The organism is Adhaeretor mobilis (assembly GCF_007741515.1).
Taxonomy (GTDB): Bacteria; Planctomycetota; Planctomycetia; order Pirellulales; family Lacipirellulaceae; genus Adhaeretor; species Adhaeretor mobilis.
The window spans coordinates 5,842,409-5,867,226 of record NZ_CP036263.1; the positions used below are offsets into that span (position 1 = coordinate 5,842,409).

Here is a 24,818-nt window from a genome sequence, read left to right on the forward strand (position 1 = left end):
ATGGCTATTGGCTGTCGGCTTCTTTGTTGGCTCAAACGACTCAGAAGAAGTTGATGCGATGCTCAGGGTCGAGCGTCACAATAGCTTTCTTCCAATCGGCGGTGCGACCCATGCGGGCACGGGTGCGACGCAACTTGCCTTGGCGGTTCTGCGTGTGAACCTTCAAAACCCTTACCTCAAACAGCTCCTCAACCGCTTTACGCACGTCGGCTTTGGTAGCCAAGCGATTCACCTCAAACGCATAAGCGTTGTTGCGAGTCGACTTGTGCATTCCCTTTTCGGTGACCAACGGCTTGATGATCACCTGATGGGGCTGCAGTTCAAGGCTGGTTTTTTGGGGGATGTGTCTGGGCATTGCTAGGGACTTATACTGTGGGCTTTAGGCTGCAGGGGCAACTATTCGGCGACTGCGGTTTCTGCTGGCTTTTTGGCGGCTTTATCTTTGAGTACGTCGAGTGCCTCGGGCGTGAACAGCAGGCGATCTGCCGAAAGCACGTTCAGGGCGTTCAATTCGTGAGCAGGCGATACCGCCACGCGAGCGATGTTGCGAGCACTCTTGTAAACATTTGGTGAGTAACCAGCCGTCGTGACCAACACCGAACCTCCGTTGCAATCGAGGGTCTTGATGACGGCGACCATATCCTTGGTTTTTGGTTGCTCGAATTCGAGCTTGTCGATCAACGTGACTTCCTCGTCGCGAAGCTTGGCGGCAATGGCCATGCGAGTGGCCAACTGGAGCGCTTTGCGAGGGAGCGAGTAGGAATAGTCGCGATTACGGATGTTATGAATATGCCCACCACCACGCCGAATACCCGAGCGACGCGAACCGGCACGAGCGTTACCCGTGCCCTTCTGACGGTACATTTTCTTCTTGGCCCCAGCGACTTTGCCGCGGCTTTTGGTTTGGTGCGAACCCTGACGAGCGTTGGCCTGATACATAACCACCGCGTCGTGCAGAAGCTGCTTATTAATATGCGGAGCAAAGTCAGTCGGCTCGACGTTATAAGTGCCGACCTTCTTACCCTTTGCATCGTGTACGGTTAGTTTGGACATGAATTAGGCTTTAGACTTTAGCTGATTAGGCTTTAGGAAACGGGACTAAACATCTTCAAGGCAATTGACTGAACCTACAGCCTAAAGCCTAAATTCCTACAGCCTTATTACATCGTGTTTGTTTGCTTGACGACTACGTAGCCGCCGTTGGGACCTGGGATGCCGCCGCGGATAATGAGCAAGTTCTGCTCCGAGTCAACCCGAACGACCTTCTGATTACGAACGGTGCAGCGAGCGTTGCCATATTGACCGGGCATGCGAATACCCTTGAACAGGCGGCTTGGACTGGCACTACAGCCGGTGCCGCCCATATGGCGATGACACTTCTTAACACCGTGAGTGGCACGCTGACCAGCAAAGTTGTGGCGTTTCATGGCACCCGAGAAGCCGCGACCCTTACTAGTGGCGACCACATCGACGCAATCGACCTCAGCAAAGACGTCGACCTTCACTTCGCCGCCGACCTCTAATTCGCCCGCTTCACCGCGGATCTCGCGAACAAAACGCTGGGGCTCACAGTCAGGCTTGGGCTGAGATTCGACACCAGCAGCGGCACGCCGCTTGGCACGCTTGCCGTCGAGCTTGGCAACTTGACCACGCTCACTGCGGGAAGCCAACCGACGGGGCTTATCGACATAGCCGAGCTGGACGGCTTCATAACCATCGCGGTCGGGAGTGCGGACCCTCAGGACTTTGCACGGGCCAGCGTGAACGACCGTCACGGGAACCACTTTCCCGGAGTCATCGTACACCTGCGTCATGCCGACCTTGCGGCCCAAGATACCAATTGCCATCGTTGAGTTTCCTGTGGTCGGCACGCCCTGCGGGAGAAATCGCCTCTTGTGGCGAAACTTACCCGCGGAACTTCCGCTACATAGATGGAGTTACCCGGTGTGTAAAAATATCGAAAATGTATCGAAAACGCCTACCAAAAGGCCCTGTCTTCAAAGTGCCTTATCAGGAAGTCGTCGCTTTGATTTTGATGTCAACGCCCGCTGGCAAGCTCAGTTTATTCAGAGCCTCGATCGTCTTGGCCGTAGCCTGGACTATATCGATCAGCCGTTTGTGCGTGCGGATTTCAAATTGCTGCCTTGCTTTCTTGTCGACATGCGGGCCGGAAAGGACCGTGTATCGCTCGATTCGCGTTGGCAGAGGAATGGGGCCGTGAACTTCGGAGTTGGTTCTCTTGGCGGTATCCACGATCTCAGCACAGCTCAAATCGAGCACCGAGTGATCGTAGGCTTCCATACGGATTCGAATAACGTCTTGCGCCATGCTGGCACCTCACTGTGTCGATATCACTGTGTTGATATCTCAGGACGATCCGGCCCCTAAGCAAAACCCGATTAGTAAACACGAGGTTTAATAAACACAGGTTGCCAGAACCAAACTCTTGAAGTTTCAAAGACCAATACTGCTTCGACACCGCAATTAGTGCCGAATCGAGGATTCTATGGCGTTTCGGAACTATCGTCAACAGTTGGTGTCGGCGATTTTCACGAATTCTTTCACCATCATGCCCCGGAGGCATCAGCGCCCGGATATTCACACCATCTACCCTGGATAGCAAATCCGGACGCTTACGCTGCCGACTCGCTGACTAGAGCCCCAACGTCAGTCACTCATCGCTTCCTGGGCCGTGATGATCGCATTGGCGATATCCACCAGTTTCCGCCTCTTTTCGCTGGCAAGCTTCTGCAGGCGGCGGAAGGCGTCTCCCTCGTCGAGCTTGCTCTGACTCATGAGAATGCCCTTGGCCCGCTCAATGATTTTACGGTCGGCCAGAGCCTGCCGTAGATCTTGCACCTCCTCGTGAAGGGCTTCGAACTGCTCGAAGCGGCGTAGCACTAGGTAAATGGTAGGCTGAATATGCTCCGGTTCGATCGGCTCCAGCAAGTAAGCCATTACGTGATCTTGTATGGCCCGCTCGACGTCCTGCAACGATTCGCTCTGGGTCACTACAATCGCGGGGATCGGTTCTTCCTTGCTGATTTCGATCAGGGCGCTGAGAGCATCGCCATCGGGCAAATCGACCCCGCTCATGATCAACTCGGGCCGCTTGCGTTGGCACTGCTCCAAGAGACCGGCGTGAGTTCCCACTTGCCCCTGAACTTGGTAGTCGAGCCCCTCGATGGCTTCGACGAGCGTTTGACGCACCTCCGCATCGGAGTGCGCAACGAGAATCTTCACCGCGTCGGCCATACTTGCCCTCGGACTTGTCCGCCTAGACCTGTGCGCCTGAAGTGCGGCGCACAAACACCAAGACCTTGCCAGCCTCCGAGACCCAGCGATCGCGTGTCTCAAACAGCTATCATAGGCATTTGAGGTCAATGTCCTCAATGACCTGCTGGAATCAAAATGGAGTAGCGTTACCGATACTCGGTGAACGAAGCCGATGATCCGGTTGCGGAAATCACTCATGGCTATTCCGCTTGACTCTCTTCAGCAGACCGCTAACATCAGACATAGAAGCCTCGCCCACGATTGGCCGAGGACTTTAAGACGGTCTACGACAGCCCGGCTGCGGAGCAATTCCACGCGAATCGCTCCGCAGCTGGGCTTTTTTTGCGCTCCAATCGAACCATCCACTTGCCAATGCCACTTGCCAATGATGGTTAAGAAAACGGTGGTAATACAGTTGGGTGGGATGGTGAAGTGTATCCCCTCCTAGAAACCTTCTGGTCGCAAGACCAGATGTGGCCGAACCGCGGACGAGTGAGTGCCGAGACGCACTCGTTTGCGGGGAGGCCACTTTGGCGTGCCGAGTGAGTCGTGTTGTTTCCGCCTGACCCAACATGCTTACCGGCACGTCTTTTTTTGGTTACTTCGTAACCTACAGGAGCATCAGCCATGAATTGGGATCAAATCGAAGGTAAGTGGACCGAGCTCAAGGGACACGCCAAAGAGAAGTGGGGCGAGCTGGCCGATGACGAGCTCGACCAAATCGCCGGCAAGAAGGGTCAGCTTGTTGGCAAGCTACAGCAAAGTGTCGGGCTGGCCAAAGAAGAGGCCGAGAAGCAAGCCGATGAATTTGCTGCAAAGTGTGACTGTTAGTTGTCCTTCACATCGAAGGGCAAGGCAACGACTCTCCGATTGCTTGGAGGCGCCGCGCAGGTAACACGCGTCGCCTCCTTTTTTGGAACTCGATAAGTACAACTACCCTCGAGCCAGCGTTTCGCTGAGGATCTCTCGGATCACATCTCGATCCTTCTCGCTCAAGTGACTAAACGCTTCGGAAGTATCCTCACCGGTGAGAATGGCCTCAAGCCGTGTGTCGATGATCGCGCGTATCGAACTGGGCAGCGCTGCGAACGACTCGGAATAAATCAGATAGCTGCACGGATACTTGAAGAGTCGAGTTTGCAAATCGAAGTCACGCAGACTACGGCCCTTGGAATCGCGGGGGCCTAGCTTCGTGAATTCTGTGACGAAGTTGCTCGTTCCCTTCACGGGTGATTTAAGTTGAAACTCGCCGCTGTAGAGCAGGCACGCCAGTAGTTCTTCAGCGGCGCGATTGAGCCGGCGCTGCGAGACTTCATGCTGATAGCCGGAGGGCTTCTTGAGAATTTCGTTCCATACCGTGTCGTAGTGGGCAGCTTCGCGCGCTTCGTAGGAGGCGTTGGTAATCGCATTGTGCATCTGCGATTGGTGCTCCAACAGCATCAACGAAACGATATCGCTATGCGGCGTGAGGTAGGCACCATTACGGATGCGTTTCTCAATCGTCAACAGATTAGCGTTCTCCTCGGTGTTGATTTTGTCTTGCTCGTCTTTCAGAATTGCGTTACCGCGATGGCGCATCTCACCATGCGTGCCAGTGACATACCAGCCGCCGAAACGCTCGTCGAACGGCGTGCGGTGGTCGGTGGTTTCTGAGCCCAGCGACAACAGCGCGTGGCCACGGCGGTCGGGGAACACAGAGCGCACCAAATAGCCCGGCACATCGCGAGTGCGGTCGTTGTGGTGGCACGCGAGGCAGGTGCCCTTATCTCGCACGAACTTGGGGCGTTCGACTTCGCGTTGCTCCAGTGAATAGAACATCGCGCCCTGAACCGGATCGACCACGGAGACTTCCAGAATATCTCCCTGGGGCACATAGCCGATGTACGCATCGTCGTTGTAGTAAAGTGCCCGGGGTGTATGGGGCGAGATTTGATGCACTTGCAAGCTGGTTTTGGAGAAGACTAACAGTTGGGACTCCTGCGAGATCTCCAACTGCTTGAGCACAGCAGGTAGCCAGCCCCATCGCTTATCCCAACTGAGTTTCACCTTGCCAGCGTCGAGCTTTGCTTGCAACTGCGTGACGCCGTCGTTCACTTCAGCGGTGCTGTAGTAGATAGGTGCTTCGTCGATGTCGTCGCTGGCATGAACCGTAGGTAACAGCCCTGCTATCACCAGTAGACAGATTATTGAGTGTAGGTGATTCATTGGTAAAAAGAATCTCGAGCCGAAGGCATCAGCGTCCCTTTACTTTACGCTCAAGCTCGTGAAATGTCCTGACACTTACGCTTCCGGCTTGCTAGGTTGGTTCTGCAAAATTGGTAGCGGCTCTTTGAACGTAAGCGTGCGATACGGGAAAGGAATTTCTACGCCAGCGTCGTCGAGGGCTCGCTTCACAGCGGCGACCACTTCGTCGCGGCTTTTGCGTTCTGCCACGGGTGTGCTGCCGGCCCACCAGGTGACCTCGTAGTTGATGCTCGACGCGCCGAACTCTTGAGCGAACACTTGGATTGGCTTTTCGTCGGTCACTGTTTCGCACGACTCGACCGCCTGGGTGATGATGTCGCGGCACTTATCGACATCCTCGTCGTAGGCGACGCCCACAATAATCGTGGTGCGGCGAAAGCGCTGGCTGGTCATCACGTAAACGGGATTCTTGAACAACTGGGCGTTGGGTACCACGATCAATTGCCCATCGACCTGGCGGATGGTGGTCATGCGAATGGTCGTCTCTTCGACCTTACCTTTGATGCCGTTGCACTCGATAAAGTCGCCCGTCTCGTAGGGAAATCCCCACAGGATGAGGATGCCGGCAAAGAAGTTCTCGACGATGTCTTTGAAGGCAAAACCGACGGCAATCGAACTGAGTCCGAGGACCGAGAGCATTGTCGTAATCTTTAGGCTGGGGAAAATAATGATCGCGGCGATCATCATCCCCGACAGCCAAATGCCGATGTAAACGAATTGACGAATGAGGTCTTTCAGACTGCCGCGGATGTGGACGCCCCGCAACACGCGGCGGCACAAACGCTGCCCGATAGCGGCCGCAAACCAGGTGAGCACAACCACAATGAAAGCGAGAATGAAAATCGGCAGTCGGCCGAGAAAGCTCTCCCACATGCCGTAGACGCTTTTCCAAACCGTGCTGACCGCCTCTTCGAGGTCCTCGGGCGGGTCGGCCATCTTGATTTCTTCTTCGGGGCTTGGTTCCGCGTTTTCGGGCCCAGAGTTTTCGGACTCAGTGCTGTCTGGCTCTGCGCTGTTTGGCTCAGCGTTTGCGTCAGTATCGTCAGAAGCGCCGTCCTCTCCAGCGTTGCTGGAATCGTCGGTCGCTTCGGTGTCCTGCTGTTCCGTAGCTTGTTGGCTTGCTGGTGGCGCGGGTGGTTCCGCACTCACTTGAGCGATCAGAAGCCAGCACAAAATGAATGCGTGCACGGCGAACCCCCTTCCTCTATCTAAGAGCCTTGGTCTGCCTGACCGCTAACATTAGAACAGCTTTCATGGGGCAACCGAAGGGCAGGCAACTTGTCGGTCGCACCTGGAACAAGTTAAGTTATAGTCCGTTGGAACGTATCGCTGCTTCTCTCGACTTTCCCTAAAGGTAACCCAGTGGACGAAATGAATCCGTTAACGGTCCGCGCTATGATGCTGGTTTTCTGCATTTGGATGGTCTCGTGCGTTTCTTCTTGCTCAGAGGTACTGTACTACTTCAACAAGCAAGAAGCGGAAGCCAAGATCACGAAGATCTATGAAGAGACGCATCGAGGTCGGCATATCGGACAGCATATTTCCTATCGGTTCCAGCATGCTGAAACCGACGAGTTCGAGCGAGGCGGGTTCGTGGTTGATGACGCCGACGCCATCAATTTTGCCGTCGGGCAAACCATCCCCATTGAATACCGCGGTAGTTCCCCAGCTCTATCGAGACTCAAGGGGACGAATAATTCCTTCTGGGTAACGATCTTCCTCGTTTCCTCTGTCTTGATGATCGGACTCGTTGCAGTGATGAGCTACCTGAGCATGCAAGAAGAAAAACGCTCGAGCCGGCGCTGAAGGCTTTAGGCGAAATAACTGGCGAGTTAACAAGTCGCCGGGGAATCGCTCTGTGGGCCAATCCTTCGAGCAAATCTCCGGCAGCTCGTTGAGCCGCGGCTATTAACTGGGGTGTGCTACCTCTTGTTCAGTTAGCCGACGAGCTTGCCCGACGTGAGTTACCTCCTTGAGCTACGCGTCCGGCTGCAGCATGAGCATCCAACCGAGACAACCTTCGCGGCGACCAAGGTCGGCAGCTAACGGGAGCGTACGAAGTGTCGATCAGCCCACGAAGCATGGGATACTCGTCGGCTATCCGCCACTCACTGAGTAGTCCTCGCACCGGCACATTGCTTGAACCTGCAAGCCGGATGGCTTATCCTAGAGTAAGCTATTCTGAGATTCTTTGGCCGCGATCAATAAGGACGTTCTCTCATGTCCCAGCAAGACCATTCTCAACCGAAGAGTTTCTCACTCGGGCGGATTCTCCTGATTGCCGTGCCGGCAGCGGCCATTGCTTGGGGGGTGCAGTCCTACTGGGACAACGCGCGCGAGCAGGCCGAAAAGAAGACCGAACAAAACACGGTGCGCAACCTGCTGGGCACCGAGTCGGCCAACAAGCTGGCAAAGGAATTCACTGATGCGGATGGCGACTTGCTAGCCGACCCGCCGGAGGACGAGGCGAAGTTGCAAGACCCTGACGAGCTTGTCTTTTCCTACTACGCTTCCACGGAAGAAGGCGATGAGCAACAGACCTGGAAGACATTTACCGAGGCGCTCTCCCAGCGCACCGGCAAACCGGTGAAGTACGTGCGCTTTGCGGATGTAAGCGAACAGCTGCGCGCCTTGCGCGAGGGAACCCTGCACATGACTGCCTTCGGTACCGGGGCAGTTCCCACGGCTGTAAACAAGAGCGGCTTCACGCCGTTGTGTTGTTTTGCCGACACCGACGGCAATTACAGCTACACCATGAAAATCATCGTGCCTGCCGACAGCGACATCAAGAAGGTGGAGGACTTGCGTGGGAAGCGATTCACCTTCACACGACCGCGTTCTAACAGCGGCTACAAGGCCGCACTGGCCATGTTACTCGCCGACCACGACATGCAACCCGAACGCGACTACGCCTGGGGTTTTTCCTACGGGCATGAGAATTCGATCGCAGGTGTCGCGGATAAGCAGTTCGAAGCGGCTGCGGTAGCGAGCGACGTGCTGGATCGCGAAATTGCTGCCGGCAAAATTTCTGAGGACTCAATCCGCACGATCTACGAGTCGAAACCCTTTCCTCCCGGCGTGTTGGGCTACGTAAGCAACCTGACGCCCGAGCTGCGCGAAGCAATTCGCGAGACCGTCGCAGAGTTCAAAATCGACGGCACCCCGCTGGCCGAGTACGGCGCAGGCAAGCCGATCGAGCTAGCGATGGTCTCCTACAAAAAGGACTGGGCGCCGGTGCGAGACATCAACAAAGCAGTTGAGGAAGCACGCGAGCAGGTGCAGTAGCCGGACAGTCTAGGGTTGCGAGACCAGGGTCTAGAAGAGAGTGGTTGTAGGGTTTGTCGAGAGGAGCGAGGCGAACCAGAGAATGACCAAGTCTAAATGACCAACGGTCGTCAACTCGGCCCGGAGGGCCGCAACATCCCCAGCCGGTGGCGTGAGCCACCGGAGAGTTTGCTTCTATCCTAGGCCCGAAGGGTCGATACATGCACCGAGTTAAATTTTGTATCGACCCTTCGGGCCTAGGGAACAAATATTGATCGGCTACCGGAGTCTAACGACTCCGGCTAGGGCTGTGCCCGCCCTCCGGGCGTAGTTGCAGGTAGCGCCCATGCCGCAACTACGCGTTGCTTGTTACGGCTTACCTCTACCTCATCTATTACGCTTGCCCTATGCGTTTCCGCCTCTCTACGATTCTGTACATGTTCGCGTTGCTTGCGGCGGGGATGGCTACGTTTGGTGCAGTTGGCGTGATTGCGGCAGTCTATGTTGCAGCAGTCTGGCTATACCTCTTCCGTACCGGTCCCCCCGAACCGATACAATCGCTGTATAAATCTACCCTCGCATTTACTCTCGGGATGGTGGTTGCGATCCTCTACTCCGGCCTCGCCTCGGCCCGCAGTAGCTCACTTCGTTTTGGATGCTGCACCAACTTGAGAATTCACACGCTGGGGTTGCTCACTTACGAAAGTGCGTACTCAACTCTGCCGCCCGCTGCTCTCACCATGAAAGGAGGAAAGGACGCCTATTCTTGGCGGCTTGCGATTGGTCCTTTTCTTGAATCCTCTCCGTTATGGTCGCGATACGATTGGACCAAAGCCTACGATGACCCGGCAAATGTGGCAGTCACAAAAGTCTCCTTTCGCGGCTACTGTTGTCCGGATGCCGATAGCGAACTGCCCAATCGCACCGACTACTTTGCCATCATCGGTCCAGACACGGTTTGGGCACGAGAGCGAGTGCAGAAACCAAGTGACATAACTGACCGGCACCACCAAACGATCATGCTCATCGAAGCGGGTGGTCGAAACACACCGTGGACGAAGCCAGTTGACTTGACCATGCAAGAAGCGATGGACCTGCTGACTGGTAAGATGCCCGAGGCGATTCTGCACGGCGATTCGCAAAATCGCGGTATTATCTTTTTGAGGAATACGAGCTACGTGAATGTGGCAATGGCTGATGCGAGTGTGCGAACGCTAAGCATCCCGCTCGACGAAGCCACAGCTCGCGCACTGCTCACTGCCAACGGTGGCGAAGAGATCGACGAGGATGCCCTCACGCAGAGACGCACTACCAAGCGACTCAACTATCGCGGCATCTATGGGTTAAGCCTGTTCGTGCTGCTCGCTTTATTACCAGGGTTTGTACTGTGGTACAAAAAGCCCGAACCAACGACAGATCCAATAGCCGCGACCTAACAGGTCGCCGGAGCACCCTCGCAAAGTCCCGTTATGCGTTTCCGCCTTTCCACAATTCTGTACGTGTTCGCGCTGCTGGCGGCGGGGATGGCGACGTTTGGTGGGTGGGGGATTCCTTCGGCACTATATCTATGTGGGGTGTGGTATTTTTTGCTCAAGAAAAACGATCGAGGGTTGAGAAAGACCCTGACCTATTTCGTTATCGCTGCGCTCGTCGGACTCCTACCTACTACTCTCGTTCTCACAGGCCTATCCTCGGCAAGGTACGGCCACGCGAGAAGTCTATGTACGAGAACCCTTAGGGAAGTCTATTATGCGTTACAGAATCATGAGTCGGCACAGCGTGCGCTACCACCGGCTATCGGATTCGACGACTTGAACCAAGTCCCCTCCTCTTGGAGGCTCACCATTGCAGGCTTCTTTGCACCGGGACACTTCTATCCGCCGTATGATCATACACAACGCTACGACGCACCCGCCAATGCTAAAACGACTAACATGAATGTCCACGACGTCTTCGGCTGTCCCGCAGCAAGCCAAATAAATGGTAACGAAACCCAGTACTTTGCAGTGGTTGGCAAGGGAACGGCCTGGGATAGAGACCAAGTCAAGAGAACGGCCGATATCACGGATGCACCGGGCACGACGATCATGCTCATCGAAGCAGGCAACCAAGCGATTCCTTGGACGAAGCCCGAGGACTTCTCAATTGAGAAAGCTGTCAATCTGCTGACAGGCAAAATCCCCGACGCGATTCTGCATTACGACTCCAAAGACACAAGCTGGTTTTACGTAAAACACTCCAGCCATGTGAACGTCGCAATGGCGGATGGTGATATCCGGTATCTCACGATTCCCGTTGAAGAGAAAATTGCCCGCGCACTGCTTACCGCCAACGGTGGGGAAGTCATCCCGCCGGGGACGCTTGATGCGCTTACTGAGCCTCAGTTGAACTACGCTCGCATTTATTCGCTGAGCCTGTTTGTGCTGCTCGCGTTGCTGCCGGGGTTAGTGCTTTGGCGGCGGCGCACCGGCATGGACACAGAGCAAACTCAGTAGCTCGGTCATCTTGGCTGAGTTTGTGGCATGTTCGAAACCTCCGCCGTGTTGGCGCTTCAACCCGGTTGGAAGTGGTGGCCGAACCGCAGTCAGGCCGAAGGCACCGACCTACTGCTGCGGTGCAACAACTTCGCGTTGCTTGTTATGGCCTACGAACTGCTATAATGAGGTAGCGGGCTTGTCGCTCACGCCCTGTTCCCTCTCCTCGTTGACCGCCATGCGCTTTCGCCTCTCTACGATTCTGTACGTGTTCGCCTTGCTGGCGGCGGGGATGGCTACGTTTGGTGTGTGGTTGGGGATTGGTCTTGCTGCTGTTGTGCTCGTGATTTGGTGGTTGATCTTTAGTGGCAGGACTAAGAGTTCGACCATCCTTCAGGTACTTTTCTTACTCCCAATCTTGTTGATCATCGCGGTGATCCTTTTCGAGCTGGTGATGCCGAAAGTGCAGGGATTGAGGGAGACATCTCGAGTGCATTCCTGTCATAATAACCTGCGTCAAATTTCGCTGGCGCTGCAGCTGTACTGCGAGAAGCATCAATCGCTTCCTCCAGCGGTAGCTACCGACAGCCAAGGCAAGTCGCTTTCCTCATGGCGAGTGGAGACTCTTGCCTATATCGAAGGAATGACTATCTGGAGTCAATGGCAGCGTGACCTACCGTACGATGATCCGGCCAATGCGGCACTTGCTAAGACTGCGATTGGTATCTACCAGTGCCCAAGCGACCCGCCAGTACGTAGCGGTACACCTGAGTGCAACTACTTTGCGATTATCGGTCCGGAGACAGCATGGGCAAATCCCAAAGGTACTCGCTTAGAAGAGATTGGCGATTTGCACAAGCAGACGATCTTGCTTATCGAAGCCGCCGGATTGAACATTCCTTGGGCGGACCCACGTGACTTAAGTTTCCAGGATGCATTCAAAATCTTAACCGGACGGTCCCCGGAGTGCGTAGTTCATCGTCGCGGCGAACATTCTGGAACTCTCCGTCGATTCTTCAACAAGCAAACACTAGGCGTGAATGTCGCCTTTTGCGACGGCACGGTGCGTTTCCTACCTATACCGCTGGATGAAGACCTTGCTCGAGCGCTGCTCACTGCCAACGGTGGGGAGGTGATTCCACCGGGAACACTCGATCGGCTGACTGAGCCACAGTTAGACTACGCTCGTATCTATTCACTGAGCGTTTTCGTGCTGCTCGCGTTGGTGCCGGGGGTTGTGCTTTGGAGGCGAAGAAATCGTGAACACAGAGCAAGCCCAATAGCCGCGACTTAACAGGTCGCCGGGGCGCACTCGATAGACATTGGTTATGAGCAAATTCCCGGCAGCCTGTTAGGCCGCGGCTAGGTTATGGGGTAATGTGCCGCACAGCGGACCCTACATAAATCGTTCGAGCTCTTCGGGGGGCGCGGGGGCGAAGCCGTGGGGTTCTAGGGAACAGCTTGCGCGGCCTTGGCTCAAGGATCGCATGGCGCTGCTGTAGCCGAAGAGCTCTTTCAGTGGTGCGTCCGCGTGCAGCACGGTGAGGTTGCCGCGTTGTTGGGTGTGGTGGATGATTGCGCGGCGTTGCTGGAGGTCGCTCACCAGATCGCCCACGTGTTCGTCGGGCGTGCTAATCTCTAGTCGCATGATCGGTTCCAGTAGCACGGTGCCCGCTTTGCGAAGCGCTTGGTCGAACGCTTGAGCAGCTGCTGTGCGGAAGGCGATTTCGGTGCTGTCTGTCTCGTGCATTTCGCCCGAAAGTAGACGCGTTTTGACTCGCATCAGCGGGAAGCCCAAGGTGCCACCGCCCTGCCCTGCGTTCTCAAGCTCTTCCAATACAACCGTGAGCATTTCATTCGGCAAGCCGTGGTCGAGCGAATTACCTACGACCACACCGGCAGCGCTTTCCATGGGCTCAACCGTGAGTTTCACTTTGGCTACATGGGGTACGCCATTGATCAGGCGATTGCACTCGACTTCCACCTCGGCCATCTCAGCGATCGTTTCGCGATAGCTGACGCGTGGATTGTGGACCTTCACATTGAGCTTAAAATCGCGTTCCAGGCGATGCTGGATTACCTCTAAGTGCAATTCACCCATGCCGCTGATGAGCGTTTGCCCAGTGTCTTCGTTCTCGTTGGCAGTAAAGGTAGGGTCTTGCTTACGCAGCATCTCGAGCGCTTCGGCCAGCTTCTTTTTGTCGGTCGTGCTCTCCGGCTCGATCGCCATGGAGATGACCGTCTCGGGAAATTCGATCGACTCCAGTAGAATAGGCTCGCGCGTATCGCAAAGGGTATCGCCTGTGACGGAATCTCTCAAACCGATCACGCCGACAATGTCACCCGCTTGGACCGAGTCGAGCTGTTCTTCTTTTTTGCTGGCGTGGATCTTCCAAAGCTGGGCGACGTTTTCCTTGATGTCTTTGCCAGGATTGAAGACGCGACTGTTACCTTTGAGCGTGCCGGAGTAGACGCGTACCCAGTAGAGGTCGCCCGTCTTGTAGGGCAAGATTTTGAAGACGAGACCACAGAAGGGCTCCTTCGGGTCGGGCTTGCGCGAGATCTTGGCCTCGTCGCCGGTGCCCTCTTCTTCGGTAGCTTTCTTCGAGCCCTTCTTATTGGACTTCGCCTTTCCGCTGGGATCGAGTCCTTCGACCGGTGGCATTTCCATCGGGTTGGGCAAGTAGGCGGCCACCGCGTCGAGTAGCGGTTGGATCCCTACGCCGTGTAGAGCGGAACCGCACAGCAACGGTTGGATTTGGCGGTGAACGGTGGCGTCGCGGATGACTTCGTGAAGCAGTTTTGCAGGAATCTCCGCTTCTTCGAGAGCAAGCTCCATCAACTTGTTGCTGTAGTTGCATAAGTCTTCGACCATCTGCTCGCGCCACAGTGAGGCGTTTACTTGTAGGTCTTCGGGTATTTCTTCGACAACGACTTCGCGCCCTGCCTTGCCTGCCGGGAAGGTGAGCATCTTCATTCCGATGAGATCAATAATCCCGCGGAACGGATCGTCCACATGTGCAGGCCCCAGGCCGACGGGAATTTGCAGTACCACCGGCGTAGCGTGGAGACGATCCTTAATTTCGGCGAGCACCGCCTCGAAGTCGGCCCCTTCGCGGTCGAGCTTGTTGATGAACGCCATGCGCGGTACGCCGTACTTATTCGCTTGCCGCCAGACGGTTTCGCTTTGGGCTTCCACGCCTTCTCGACCACTAAACACAATGACCGCGCCATCGAGCACACGCAGACTGCGTTCCACCTCGGCAGTAAAATCCACGTGCCCCGGCGTGTCGATCAGGTTGATCTGCACATCGTTCCAAGGAAACGCCACGCACGCGGAGTAGATGGTAATACCCCGCTCGGCCTCTTCCGCATCGTCGTCGGTGGTAGTCGTACCGCGATCGACCTCACCCGCGCGATGCTTTGCGCCCGACACGTACAACATGCGCTCTGTGACGGTCGTTTTGCCGGCATCAATGTGGGCGATGATGCCAAGGTTGCGTATCTTTGTGAGGTCGGTGGGCATGTGAATTTGGTTACGTTTTGATTTGACGCAAAGACGCGAAGGACGCGGTGAATCGCAGAGCGTGAATTGTTGTAGTAATTCGGTCGGATTGTGTCGGCGTACCCCTACGGGGTACTCACAAGTCATCCGTGTAAATCTGTGACATTGGTGGCTAAGACAACCCTTTGCGTTTCGTCGCGACCTTGCGTCCATACTCTGCGCATGAGAAAGGCCAGGAACGATAGGCGAGTGCTCTAACAACACACTCGACTTTCGTCCCTGGCCTCTCGACTCTCTCGTTACCAAGCGAAGTGGGCAAACGCCTTGTTCGCGTCGGCCATGCGGTGGACGTTTTCGCGTTTGGTCATGGCGGCGCCTTCGCGGTTGTAGGCGGCGGTGAGCTCGTCGGCCAATTTTTGAGCAGTCGGGCGACCCTTCTTGTCGCGAACGGCAGCCAAGATCCAGCGGAACGCGAGGGCCTGTTGGCGGGCACGGTTCACTTGCATGGGAACTTGGTAGGCTGCACCGCCGACTCGCTTGGAGCGAACTTCGATCGAGGGCTTGACGTTTTCCACAGCAGTGGTGAACGCTTCGATCGCCTCCACTTCTTCGACGCGAGTCTTAACAATGTCCAGTGCATCGTAGAACACTTTTTGCGCGGTCGCTTTTTTGCCATCAAGCATCAGGCAATTAATGAACTTCGCAGCGAGTAACGAATCGTGAACTGGATCGGGCTTGAGCTGTTTGCGACTTGCGGTAATGCGGGCCATAGGTGGCTTTCGGCTGTTGGCTGTTGGCTGTTGGCTTTAAAGAGGCCGAACCTGACAGCGAAGTGTATATTTTGAATTGCTTAGATTTCTGCTTCGGGCAATAGCTAATGGCTATCAGCCAAGAGCCTTTACTGACCCTTCTTCGCGCCATAACGGCTGCGGGATTGCTTACGACCACTGACGCCCAGGGTATCGAGGGCACCACGGACGACTTGGTAACGAACACCGGGAAGATCGCGAACACGACCACCGCGTACAAGAACGATGCTATGCTCTTGCAGCGTATGACCTTCGCCGGGGATATAAACGGTGACTTCCTTACCGTTAGACAATCGCACACGCGTGATCTTGCGAAGCGCGGAGTTCGGCTTCTTGGGGGTCATCGTCCGCACTTGCAGGCAAACACCCCGCTTTTGAGGGCAGCGCTCAAGGACTGGCGCTTTGCTGAACTTCCGCTTCTTCTTGCGGTTCTTGCGGACGAGTTGATTGATTGTTGGCATAACGTGCGCTGTAAGGATCGGCTGTCTGGGAATGTTTTGCTAAGTTGCTTACTGTTTTGCTTTAAATCGCCCCTCCACAAGTCACTGCAGTGGGTAGGGACGAATCAACTAATTTACCGCATCTGAGGGGAACGTCAACAGGCAATTGGACTGCGGCACAGGGGCATCGCCCTGAGCCAGAGGTCCTGTCTGCTATAACCCCCCAGGGGGAACGAAAGCTCTCGGCTCAAGTTCCGCTTGGGGGCAGTGTCCGCCCTACTCTGTCCGCCCTATTCTTGGGGTTGCTCGCCCTCAGGTGTTGCAGGCGGCTCGGCGGGGGACTCTGCCGGTGGCGGCGAAGTTTCCGACGTTGGTGCTGGAGTTGGGGTTGGTGTTGGGGATGGGGCCGACGATGGTGCTGGTGCTGCTTCTTCGCCCAGCAACGCATCGAGGCTGGGAGCCTTCTCGGGTAGTGCCTGGCTCGGGGCACTCTCGCCATTGCTGCTCTCTTGCAGGGCGCTGTCCAACAGCGGGAAGGAGCGTTCGAGGACGCGTTCCTTCTCGGCCGCCAAGGCTTCCAAGGCGGCAGGTTGGATGCGAACTTCCGATTCCTGAACCGTGTGGAAGCCGGTGCCCGCGGGGATCAAGTGACCGAGGATCACGTTTTCCTTAAGGCCAACCAGATTGTCTGTCTTACCTGCGAGGGCGGCTTCAGTAAGCACCTTGGTCGTTTCTTGGAAACTGGCCGCGGAGATAAAGCTGCTCGACTGGACTGATGCCTTGGTGATACCCAACAGCTGCGTGCTGCCGGTTGCCATCGACGGTTTCTTACCTTTGCAGATGTCGCCCCCCAGGGCTTCGATCTGGGCGTTCGCCTGTTCGATAGCGTCCTTGGGAACAACCGTGCCTTCGGCGAAGTCGCTATCTCCTTTGGCACTGATCTTCAAGCAGTTGGCCAGATCTTCGTTGGCGGCGCGGAAGGCTTGCTTATCCATGACGGCACCAGGCAGCAAGTCGGTATCGCCAGGCGATTCGATCATGATTTTGCCAAGCATTTGCGACACGATGATCTCGATGTGCTTGTCGTTGATCTCCACACGCTGACTACGATAGACGTTTTGAATCTCGCGAGTCAGGTACTGCTGCACTGCCTCTTCGCCAGAGATGCGAAGAATGTCATGCGGCACCAACGGCCCATCGACCAACGCTTCGCCAGCGCGAATGGTGTCGCCAGCATGGACGCGAAGATGCTTGGAGTGAGAGACTAAGTGCTCTCGCTCTACGCCGGTCTCGCTGCGAACGATAATCGAACGCTTGCCGCGTTTCTTCTCGCTCAGTAGCTCAACCACGCCGTCGATTTCTGCGATGACCGCAGGGTCTTTCGGCTTGCGAGCTTCGAAGATTTCGGTGACACGTGGCAGACCACCGGTGATGTCCTGAGTTCCGGAAGCTTCACGCGGTGTCTTAGCGAGTAGCGAGCCTGGGGTGATGGTTTCGCCTTCGTCGACTTCGACGTGAGCACGCTCAGGCATGTAGTAGAAGTCGAGGATTTTCCCGTCTGCTGGGTCCTCAACGATAATCTGCGGATGCAAATCGCCTTTGTGCTCCATGATAACGAAGCGTAGCTTGCCGGAAGGGTCTTTCTCGCCACGCATGGTCTCGCCTTCGACCATATCCTCGAAGCGAATAATACCGCCCGTCTCGGCGAGAATCGGGATGCTGTGCGGATCCCATTCACATACGGTTCCGCCCGGCTTGATGACGTCGTTCTCGCCGGCTTGCAGAATGGCACCGGTTGGTACTTCATACTTCTCAACCTCGCGGCCTTTATCATCGACCAGCGCGATCTCGCCGTTACGCGAAAGCACGACTTGCTTGCCGGCTGCGTTGGTCACGACCTTCAAGCGAGCTGTCTTGACGATACCGCCGAGCTTGGCCTTGATGTCCGAATCTTCCACGTTGTGCTGGCCAGTACCACCGATGTGGAACGTACGCATGGTGAGCTGCGTACCAGGCTCGCCGATGCTTTGAGCACCGATGATTCCCACGGCCATGCCTTCTTCGACCATCGAACCCGTAGACATATCCATGCCGTAACAGCAACGGCAAATACCGAGCTGAGCATCGCAAGTCATCGGGCTGCGAACTTGGATTTTCTCCAGGCCGAGCTCTTCGATCTTGCGAGCGATCTCGCCAGTGATCATGCCGTTCTCGGAGACGATCACTTCGTCAGTAATCGGGTTCACGATGTTGGAACGACTCACACGACCGCGGATCGAGTCGGCGAGACTTACCTCGACCTTTTCGCCACGGTAGATGATGCCCTTGGTGATGCCCTTGGTCGTGGTGCAATCGTCCATCGTGATGACGACATTCTGCGCCACGTCGGCCAGTTTACGCGTGAGATAACCACTATCGGCCGTCTTGAGCGCGGTATCGGCCAATCCTTTGCGGGCACCATGCGTGGAACTGAAGTATTCCAGTACCGTGAGTCCTTCGCGGAAGTTCGCCTTGATGGGCGTCTCGATAATCTTGCCGGATGGCTTGGCCATGAGGCCACGCATACCGCCTAGTTGTCGCATCTGTTCGACACCACCACGAGCACCAGAGTGAGCCATCAAGTAAATCGGGTTCACGTAGCCACCGCTGCGGTAATCGTTCTCTAGGCCGGTCATCATTTCCGCGGTAATTTGCTCGCGGGCATGCGTCCAAGCATCGAGTACCGAGTTGTAACGTTCCAGCTCTGTAATAACACCGCGTTGGAACAGCTTGTTGAACTTCATGACCTGCTTCTCGGCCTCGCCAATGATCTTGCCCTTGGTGTCAGGCGTGATCAGGTCGTCGGTGCCGAAGGACAAACCGCTGAGCGTACTCTGGCGGAAGCCGAGCTGATTCATGTCGTCGAGTAGTTCGATCGTTTGACGACGACCGAGGAACTCGTAGCAGTCGGAAATCACCTTCGCGAGTTCGCTGGAACGCAGCGACACGTTATAGAACGGCATACCTTCAGGCAAGATCGCGTTGAACATGACGCGTCCCACCGTGGTTTCGATGCGCTTGCCATAGGCTGCCTCGGCTGCCTTGCCACCTTCCATGTCGTCACGTAAGCAACGATTTTTCGGCAGGCGAAGTTGGATTTTTGTGTGAGTGCTAACTTTGCCAGAGCCACGCGCCGTTTCGACTTCTTCCATGGAACTGAAAACCATGCCGTCGCCGACATTGTCGGGGACGTTCATGGTGAGGTAGTAGCTACCCATCACAACGTCTTGCGACGGGCTAATAATCGGCGCACCGTTGGACGGACTGAAGATGTTGTGCGTGCTCATCATGAGCGTGTGCGCTTCGACCTGAGCTTCGATCGACAGTGGCAAGTGGACGGCCATTTGATCGCCATCGAAGTCGGCATTGAAGCCTTTGCACACGAGCGGATGCAAGTTGATCGCGTTGCCTTCAACCAGTGTGGGCTCGAAAGCTTGGATACCCATGCGGTGCAATGTGGGTGCGCGATTGAGCAGCACAGGATGGTTGGTAATAACCTCTTCGAGGATATCCCAAACCTCTTCGTCCTTGCGCTCAAGCATCTTCTTTGCGGACTTGATCGTGTCCGCGTGGCCGAGTTCTTTGAGACGGCGGATGATGAACGGTTGGTACAGTTCGAGGGCAATCTTCTTGGGCAGGCCACATTGATGCAGCTTGAGGCGTGGGCCTACCACGATCACGGATCGAGCCGAGTAATCGACACGCTTGCCAAGCAGGTTTTCGCGGAAGCGCCCCTGCTTACCTTTGATCATGTCGGTCAAAGACTTCAGTGGACGGTTGGAGGAACCCAGCACAGGACGCTTGCAACGGTTGTTGTCGAACAGAGCATCAACCGACTGTTGCAACATGCGTTTCTCGTTGCGAATGATCACCTCAGGGGCGTTTAGATCGACGAGTTTCTTCAGGCGGTTGTTGCGGTTAATGATACGACGATAAAGGTCGTTTAAGTCACTCGTGGCGAAGTTGCCGGAATCGAGCAGCACCAGTGGACGCAGATCGGGCGGGATCACAGGGATCACGTCGAGGACCATCCACTCTGGCTTGTTATCCGAATCGCGAATGGACTCAACGGTTTTCAGGCGGCCGATATAGTCCTTTGCCTTTTGCTTCGATCCGGTTTCCTTAAGCTCCACACGAAGCTGTTCGCTCAGGCTCACAAGATCGAGCCCACCGAGCAGCTTGCGGATCGCCTCGGCGCCCATGTCGGCGTCGAAGGAGCCTTCGCCGTACTCTTCACGAGCAGCGCGGAACTCTTCTTCGGTGAGCAGTTGGCCGACTTCCAAAGGCGTGCCGCCGGCGTCGCATACGACGTAGTCTTGGAAGTAGATGACCTTCTCAAGCGAGGTGGTCTTCATGGCCAATAGCGAGCCTAGACGGCTTGGCATGGCTTTGAAAAACCAAATGTGCACGATCGGCGCGGCCAATTCGATATGGCCCATGCGTTTGCGGCGCACGCGAGAGTGCGTGACTTTCACGCCGCAACGATCGCAAATCATGCCCTTATACTTCATGCCGCGGTACTTGCCGCACGCACATTCCCAGTCCTTCTCAGGGCCGAAGATACGCTCGCAGAACAGACCGTCCTTTTCAGGGCGGTAGGTACGGTAGTTGATCGTCTCCGGCTTTTTCACTTCGCCGAACGACCAGCTACGAATATCGTGCGGTCGTGCTAGGCTGATCTTGACCGAACCGTAGTCGTTCACGCGGTCGTAGTTTGCGCCTTCTAGAATGCTCATATTTGGTACTTCTCCTGACTTCGTCTAGCGGGGGCGACGTCGCCGATATGTTATTTCTGAACCACGGAGACACGGAGGACACGGAGAGCAATTTGGTTTGCATCGCTCTCTATCGAACTCTGTGATCTCCGTGTCTCCGTGGTTAATTTGTTGCCTAGAGGGTTCGCTTCTCTAACTGCATGTTCAGTCCTAGGCCGCGGATTTCGTTGGTGAGAACATCGAAGCTCGCCGGGGTGCCGGCTTGCAACGTGTTCTCGCCTTTGACCATGGACTCGTAAATCTTGGTACGTCCCTCGACATCGTCACTCTTGACGGTGAGCAACTCCTGCAAGATGTACGCGGCACCGTAAGCTTCGAGTGCCCAAACTTCCATCTCGCCGAAGCGTTGGCCACCGAAGCGGGCCTTACCGCCGAGTGGTTGCTGCGTGATCAACGAGTAGGGACCTGTGCTACGTGCGTGGACCTTGTCGTCCACCAGGTGATGCAACTTGAGCATGTAGATGTAACCGACTGTCGTCTCTTGCTCGAACGGTTCACCCGTACGGCCATCCAACAGGCGAGCCTTGCCGTGGGCAGGGAGTCCCGCTTCGGCGAGGGCGTCGTTGATCTGCGATTCCTCGGCACCGTCGAACACCGGAGTGATCGCGCGGAAGCCAAGCTTCGCACCGGCCCAGCCGAGATGCGTTTCGAGAATCTGACCCACGTTCATACGACTCGGCACGCCCAACGGGTTGAGCATGATCTGAATCGGCGTGCCATCTTCAAGGAACGGCATGTCTTCGATGGGAAGGATCTTCGAGATCACACCCTTGTTACCGTGACGCCCGGCCATTTTATCACCCACGGAAATGACCCGCTTAGTGGCGATGTAAACCTTAACCATTTGCAACACGCCGCTGCGTAGTTCGTCGCCGCGTTTCATGGAGTTAAGGCGACGATCTCGCGTGTCGATGGCTTCCTCGACGGCAGGCCACGCTTGGCGGTAGATCGACTGCACTTCTTTCTGGCGGGCCTCGCTGCGGATGTCGAGATTGTCCAATTTGAACGCAACCGCTTGATCGGCTACAAACTGGGGCTCCTGGTTGTGGACGATCTCGTTGCCGTCTTCGTCAGTGAGTTTCTTAGAAAGCACACTTTCGAGCTGCGTGACCATATCGGTAAACGCAGCAGCGATCGCTTCGTTACTTTCCTTCTCTGCGTCTTTGAGCGCCTTCTCGAACGCCTTACGTTCGTCTTCGCTCAGACTCATGCGGCGAGAGAATTTCTGCGTGTCAATGACGATGCCTTCGACGCCCGAAGTGACTTCGAGGGAGTCGTTCTTCACGTCCTCGCCAGCACGACCGAAAATGGCATGCAGCAGTTTCTCTTCAGGGGTGAGCTCGGTCTTGCTCTTAGGCGAAACCTTACCGACGAGAATGTCGCCAGGCTCGACATAGGTGCCGATCTGCACGATGCCGCTCTCGTCGAGATTGCGGAGCGCCTTCTCGCTGACATTAGGAATATCGCGAGTGAACTCTTCGCGGCCGAGTTTAGTTTCGCGAATTTCGACGTCGCACTCTTCGATGTGAATCGATGTGTACGTGTCGTTGTGAACTAACTCTTCGGAGATGATGATGGCATCCTCGAAGTTGTAGCCCATGTAACTCATGAAGGCGACGAGTACATTGCGCCCCAGGGCCAAGTCGCCCTGGAATGTGGCAGCACCGTCGGCCAGGATATCGCCCTTTTCGACCTTGTCGCCCGGCTTGACGATCGGCCTTTGGTTTTGGCAGGTGCGCTCGTTCAGACCGACGAACTTACGCAGGTGATGCACCTCGGGGCCGATTTCGATACGGTCTGCATCGACGTAAGTGACCGTACCCTTGTGCCCGGCACGCACAATCATGCCGGAGTGCATGGCGACATCCGATTCCAAACCTGTACCGACCACCGGTGGTTCGGCTACCAGCAACGGCACGGCTTGCCGCTGCATGTTGGAACCCATCAACGCGCGGTTGGCATCGTCGTGCTCGAGGAACGGAATCAAACCGGCTGACACGCCGATCATCTGACTCGGGGCCACATCGGTGTATTGAATCTTGTCGGTCGGGACGAGCACAAAGTCACTGCGGTAACGAGCGACCATCGTGTCGCCATCGATCTTACCGTCCTTCACGGGCACGTCAGCCGAGGCGACGTAGGCGTCGGACTCTTGATCGGCCCGCAGCCAGACAATTTCGTCGGTAAGCTTGGTGTTCTTCACCACGCGGTAAGGCGTCACGAGAAAACCATAGTCGTCGACTGTGGCGTACATCGCGAGACTAGAGATCAGACCGATGTTCGTGCCTTCCGGCGTTTCGATCGGGCAGATGCGGCCGTAGTGGGAAATGTGAACATCGCGGACTTCGAAGCCGGCACGCTTACGATTCAAACCACCAGGGCCCAAGGCTGAGAGGCGGCGTTCGTGCGTGAGCATCGAGAGTGGATTGGTTTGATCCACCACCTGCGACAGTTCGCCACGACCGAAGAAGTATTCGATGGCCGCGGAAATGCTCTTCGGATTAATCAGACTGCGGGGAGTCATGTCCTCCGCGTCCTTGAGGCTCATGCGCTCTTGCACCGTGCGGCGGAGCTTCAAGAAGCCCTTGCGAATTTCGTCGCAAGCGAGTTCGTCAATCGTACGCAAACGGCGATTGCCCAAGTGATCAATATCATCGACGTAAGCTTCCGGATCACTGGCTACCAGCTTGAGCAGGTAGTTAAGCGACGCGATGATGTCCTCTTCGCGAAGTACCATTTCGCTTTCGGAAACTTCGAGACCCAGCTTACGATTGATACGGAAGCGACCGACCTGACCCAAGCGATAACGGTTTGAGTCGAAGAACTTCTCGTTGAATAGCGTGCGAGCCTTCTCTAGTTGAGGTGGGTTGCCCGGACGCAATCGCTGGTAAATCCGCAGTAGCGCTTCCTCATGGCTACTCGTGTTGTCGTCCGCCATTGCGTTGAGCAGATGCGGTGTCGGTGGCGGGTCCATGATTTCGACCGACTTCAGATCCGAAGTACAGATAATCTCTGCTGTGTTCTTCGTGATGCGCTGGCCCGATTCGATGATAATCTCGCCGGCGCGTTCGCTACCCACCGGATAGACGATATCCTCAACGGCAATCTTGTTCTCGATTTTCGAAACACTGCGGCCGTCGACCACCTTCTCTTTCTTGGCCTCGTAAAACGTCTTGAGGATTTCTGAATCCATGCCCATCTTAGGAGACATGGCACGCAGCAGCGTAATCGCGGAGAACTTACCGCTTTGATCGATGCGGACCGTGATCGAATCTTTCTTGGTGGTGTTCAACTCGATCCAGCTACCACGCTCAGGAATCACGCGGCAGCTATGCAGCCGGCGATCGCCCGCATCGACTTCCGAAACGAAATCGATACCGGGGCTGCGGTGCAATTGGCTTACGACGACGCGCTCGGCACCGTTGATGATGAATTCGCCACCGCCGAGCATGATCGGCAAGTCACCAAGATAGACTTCCTCCTCAATAGGCTCGTCCTTGACCAGGCGTAACCAAATGCGGAACGGACGACCGTAGGTCAGGCGCAGCTGACGACACTCGTCAGTATTGTAGCGAGGCTTGCCGAGCTCGTAGCGCACGTACTCCAATTGAATGGACTTGTCGTAGCTTTCGATCGGGAAGATCTCTTGCAGCACGGATTCCAGGCCGTCGACTTTACGCTTGGCTGTCGAACCGTTGTTGTACTGAAGAAAGCGTTCGTAGCTTGCGGTTTGGATCTCGGTGAGATCAGGGATCGCGAAAGGTTCTCTTCCGCTACCGAAACGGCGAATCTTGTCGGTTGCTAAGCGTCTTTGGGCTGTGACTGCCATAGAGCCGAATACTCCGAAATCTGGGGTGGGGAGCTAATCTGGGTGGGAAGCGACTGTCGCGCGATTGGCTCGAAGAGCCAGGAGACGCGAGACGGTCCAACGTTGTTTAGTGGTGAGCGCGCTGGACCGCAGGTCGGGCGACCCGCGACGGGTCGCCCAACAT

Annotated in this window: 19 protein-coding genes; 7 read left to right on the forward strand and 12 right to left on the reverse strand. The window is 55.8% G+C overall.

All coding sequences use genetic code 11. The annotated features are described in order from the left end of the window. Window positions 1-40 precede the first annotated feature (40 nt). The 5 genes from rplW to HG15A2_RS23125 form a co-directional block, all read right to left on the reverse strand. On the reverse strand, window positions 41-355 hold the full coding sequence (gene rplW / locus HG15A2_RS23105; RefSeq protein WP_145063718.1) for a 50S ribosomal protein L23: 315 nt from the start codon (window positions 353-355) through the stop codon (window positions 41-43). A 41-nt stretch (window positions 356-396) separates the two neighbouring features. Beyond that, a complete protein-coding gene (gene rplD / locus HG15A2_RS23110; protein WP_145063719.1) occupies window positions 397-1,053 on the reverse strand; it encodes a 50S ribosomal protein L4 in 657 nt (218 codons plus the stop codon). Between the two features lie 107 nt (window positions 1,054-1,160). Beyond that, the gene (rplC, locus tag HG15A2_RS23115) at window positions 1,161-1,847 is read right to left on the reverse strand and encodes a 50S ribosomal protein L3 (RefSeq protein WP_145063720.1); all 687 of its coding nucleotides are present in this window, start codon (window positions 1,845-1,847) and stop codon (window positions 1,161-1,163) included. A 163-nt stretch (window positions 1,848-2,010) separates the two neighbouring features. Further along, window positions 2,011-2,328 (reverse strand): 30S ribosomal protein S10, encoded by a 318-nt coding sequence (rpsJ, locus tag HG15A2_RS23120; protein WP_145063721.1) that lies wholly within the window; start codon window positions 2,326-2,328, stop codon window positions 2,011-2,013. Between the two features lie 339 nt (window positions 2,329-2,667). Further along, window positions 2,668-3,255: an ANTAR domain-containing response regulator gene (locus tag HG15A2_RS23125; protein ID WP_218932195.1), complete on the reverse strand. Its 588-nt coding sequence runs from the start codon at window positions 3,253-3,255 to the stop codon at window positions 2,668-2,670. Window positions 3,256-3,903: 648 nt separating this feature from the next. Here HG15A2_RS23125 and HG15A2_RS23130 point away from each other — a divergent pair. After that, on the forward strand, window positions 3,904-4,107 hold the full coding sequence (locus tag HG15A2_RS23130) for a CsbD family protein (RefSeq protein WP_145063724.1): 204 nt from the start codon (window positions 3,904-3,906) through the stop codon (window positions 4,105-4,107). Between the two features lie 102 nt (window positions 4,108-4,209). On the opposite strand, the gene HG15A2_RS23135 is transcribed toward HG15A2_RS23130, so the two are convergent. Both HG15A2_RS23135 and HG15A2_RS23140 read right to left on the reverse strand, forming a co-directional pair. Further along, window positions 4,210-5,481 carry a hypothetical protein gene (locus tag HG15A2_RS23135; protein ID WP_145063725.1) on the reverse strand — a complete coding sequence of 424 codons (1,272 nt, stop codon included), beginning with the start codon at window positions 5,479-5,481 and terminating at the stop codon, window positions 4,210-4,212. Between the two features lie 75 nt (window positions 5,482-5,556). After that, window positions 5,557-6,708 carry a mechanosensitive ion channel family protein gene (locus HG15A2_RS23140; protein ID WP_218932196.1) on the reverse strand — a complete coding sequence of 384 codons (1,152 nt, stop codon included), beginning with the start codon at window positions 6,706-6,708 and terminating at the stop codon, window positions 5,557-5,559. A gap of 174 nt (window positions 6,709-6,882) precedes the next feature. On the opposite strand from HG15A2_RS23140, the gene HG15A2_RS23145 reads away from it, so the two are divergent. The 6 genes from HG15A2_RS23145 to HG15A2_RS23165 all read left to right on the forward strand — a co-directional run bounded on the left by HG15A2_RS23145 (window position 6,883) and on the right by HG15A2_RS23165 (window position 12,552). Then, on the forward strand, window positions 6,883-7,326 hold the full coding sequence (locus HG15A2_RS23145) for a DUF3592 domain-containing protein (RefSeq protein ID WP_145063726.1): 444 nt from the start codon (window positions 6,883-6,885) through the stop codon (window positions 7,324-7,326). A gap of 414 nt (window positions 7,327-7,740) precedes the next feature. Continuing rightward, a complete protein-coding gene (gene phnD, locus HG15A2_RS23150; protein ID WP_145063728.1) occupies window positions 7,741-8,805 on the forward strand; it encodes a phosphate/phosphite/phosphonate ABC transporter substrate-binding protein in 1,065 nt (354 codons plus the stop codon). Window positions 8,806-9,191: 386 nt separating this feature from the next. Continuing rightward, window positions 9,192-10,220 carry a DUF1559 family PulG-like putative transporter gene (locus HG15A2_RS23155; RefSeq protein ID WP_145063729.1) on the forward strand — a complete coding sequence of 343 codons (1,029 nt, stop codon included), beginning with the start codon at window positions 9,192-9,194 and terminating at the stop codon, window positions 10,218-10,220. A gap of 33 nt (window positions 10,221-10,253) precedes the next feature. Beyond that, complete coding sequence (locus HG15A2_RS23160) at window positions 10,254-11,279, forward strand: DUF1559 family PulG-like putative transporter (protein ID WP_145063730.1); 1,026 nt, start codon at window positions 10,254-10,256, stop codon at window positions 11,277-11,279. A 27-nt stretch (window positions 11,280-11,306) separates the two neighbouring features. Continuing rightward, window positions 11,307-11,444: a hypothetical protein gene (locus tag HG15A2_RS24395; RefSeq protein WP_218932197.1), complete on the forward strand. Its 138-nt coding sequence runs from the start codon at window positions 11,307-11,309 to the stop codon at window positions 11,442-11,444. 52 nt (window positions 11,445-11,496) lie between these two features. After that, complete coding sequence (locus tag HG15A2_RS23165) at window positions 11,497-12,552, forward strand: DUF1559 family PulG-like putative transporter (protein WP_145063731.1); 1,056 nt, start codon at window positions 11,497-11,499, stop codon at window positions 12,550-12,552. A 102-nt stretch (window positions 12,553-12,654) separates the two neighbouring features. Here the strand turns inward: HG15A2_RS23165 and fusA are convergent, their stop codons facing one another. The 5 genes from fusA to rpoB all read right to left on the reverse strand — a co-directional run bounded on the left by fusA (window position 12,655) and on the right by rpoB (window position 24,655). After that, entirely contained in the window at window positions 12,655-14,784 is a 2,130-nt protein-coding gene (gene fusA, locus HG15A2_RS23170; RefSeq protein ID WP_145063733.1) for an elongation factor G, read from the reverse strand. Between the two features lie 278 nt (window positions 14,785-15,062). Then, window positions 15,063-15,533, reverse strand: coding sequence for a 30S ribosomal protein S7 (rpsG, locus tag HG15A2_RS23175; protein ID WP_145063734.1), 471 nt, complete (start codon window positions 15,531-15,533; stop codon window positions 15,063-15,065). Between the two features lie 128 nt (window positions 15,534-15,661). After that, entirely contained in the window at window positions 15,662-16,033 is a 372-nt protein-coding gene (gene rpsL, locus HG15A2_RS23180) for a 30S ribosomal protein S12 (RefSeq protein WP_145063736.1), read from the reverse strand. 269 nt (window positions 16,034-16,302) lie between these two features. Then, window positions 16,303-20,787: a DNA-directed RNA polymerase subunit beta' gene (rpoC, locus tag HG15A2_RS23185; RefSeq protein WP_145063738.1), complete on the reverse strand. Its 4,485-nt coding sequence runs from the start codon at window positions 20,785-20,787 to the stop codon at window positions 16,303-16,305. A gap of 154 nt (window positions 20,788-20,941) precedes the next feature. Beyond that, window positions 20,942-24,655 (reverse strand): DNA-directed RNA polymerase subunit beta, encoded by a 3,714-nt coding sequence (gene rpoB / locus HG15A2_RS23190; RefSeq protein ID WP_145063740.1) that lies wholly within the window; start codon window positions 24,653-24,655, stop codon window positions 20,942-20,944. Window positions 24,656-24,818 lie beyond the last annotated feature (163 nt).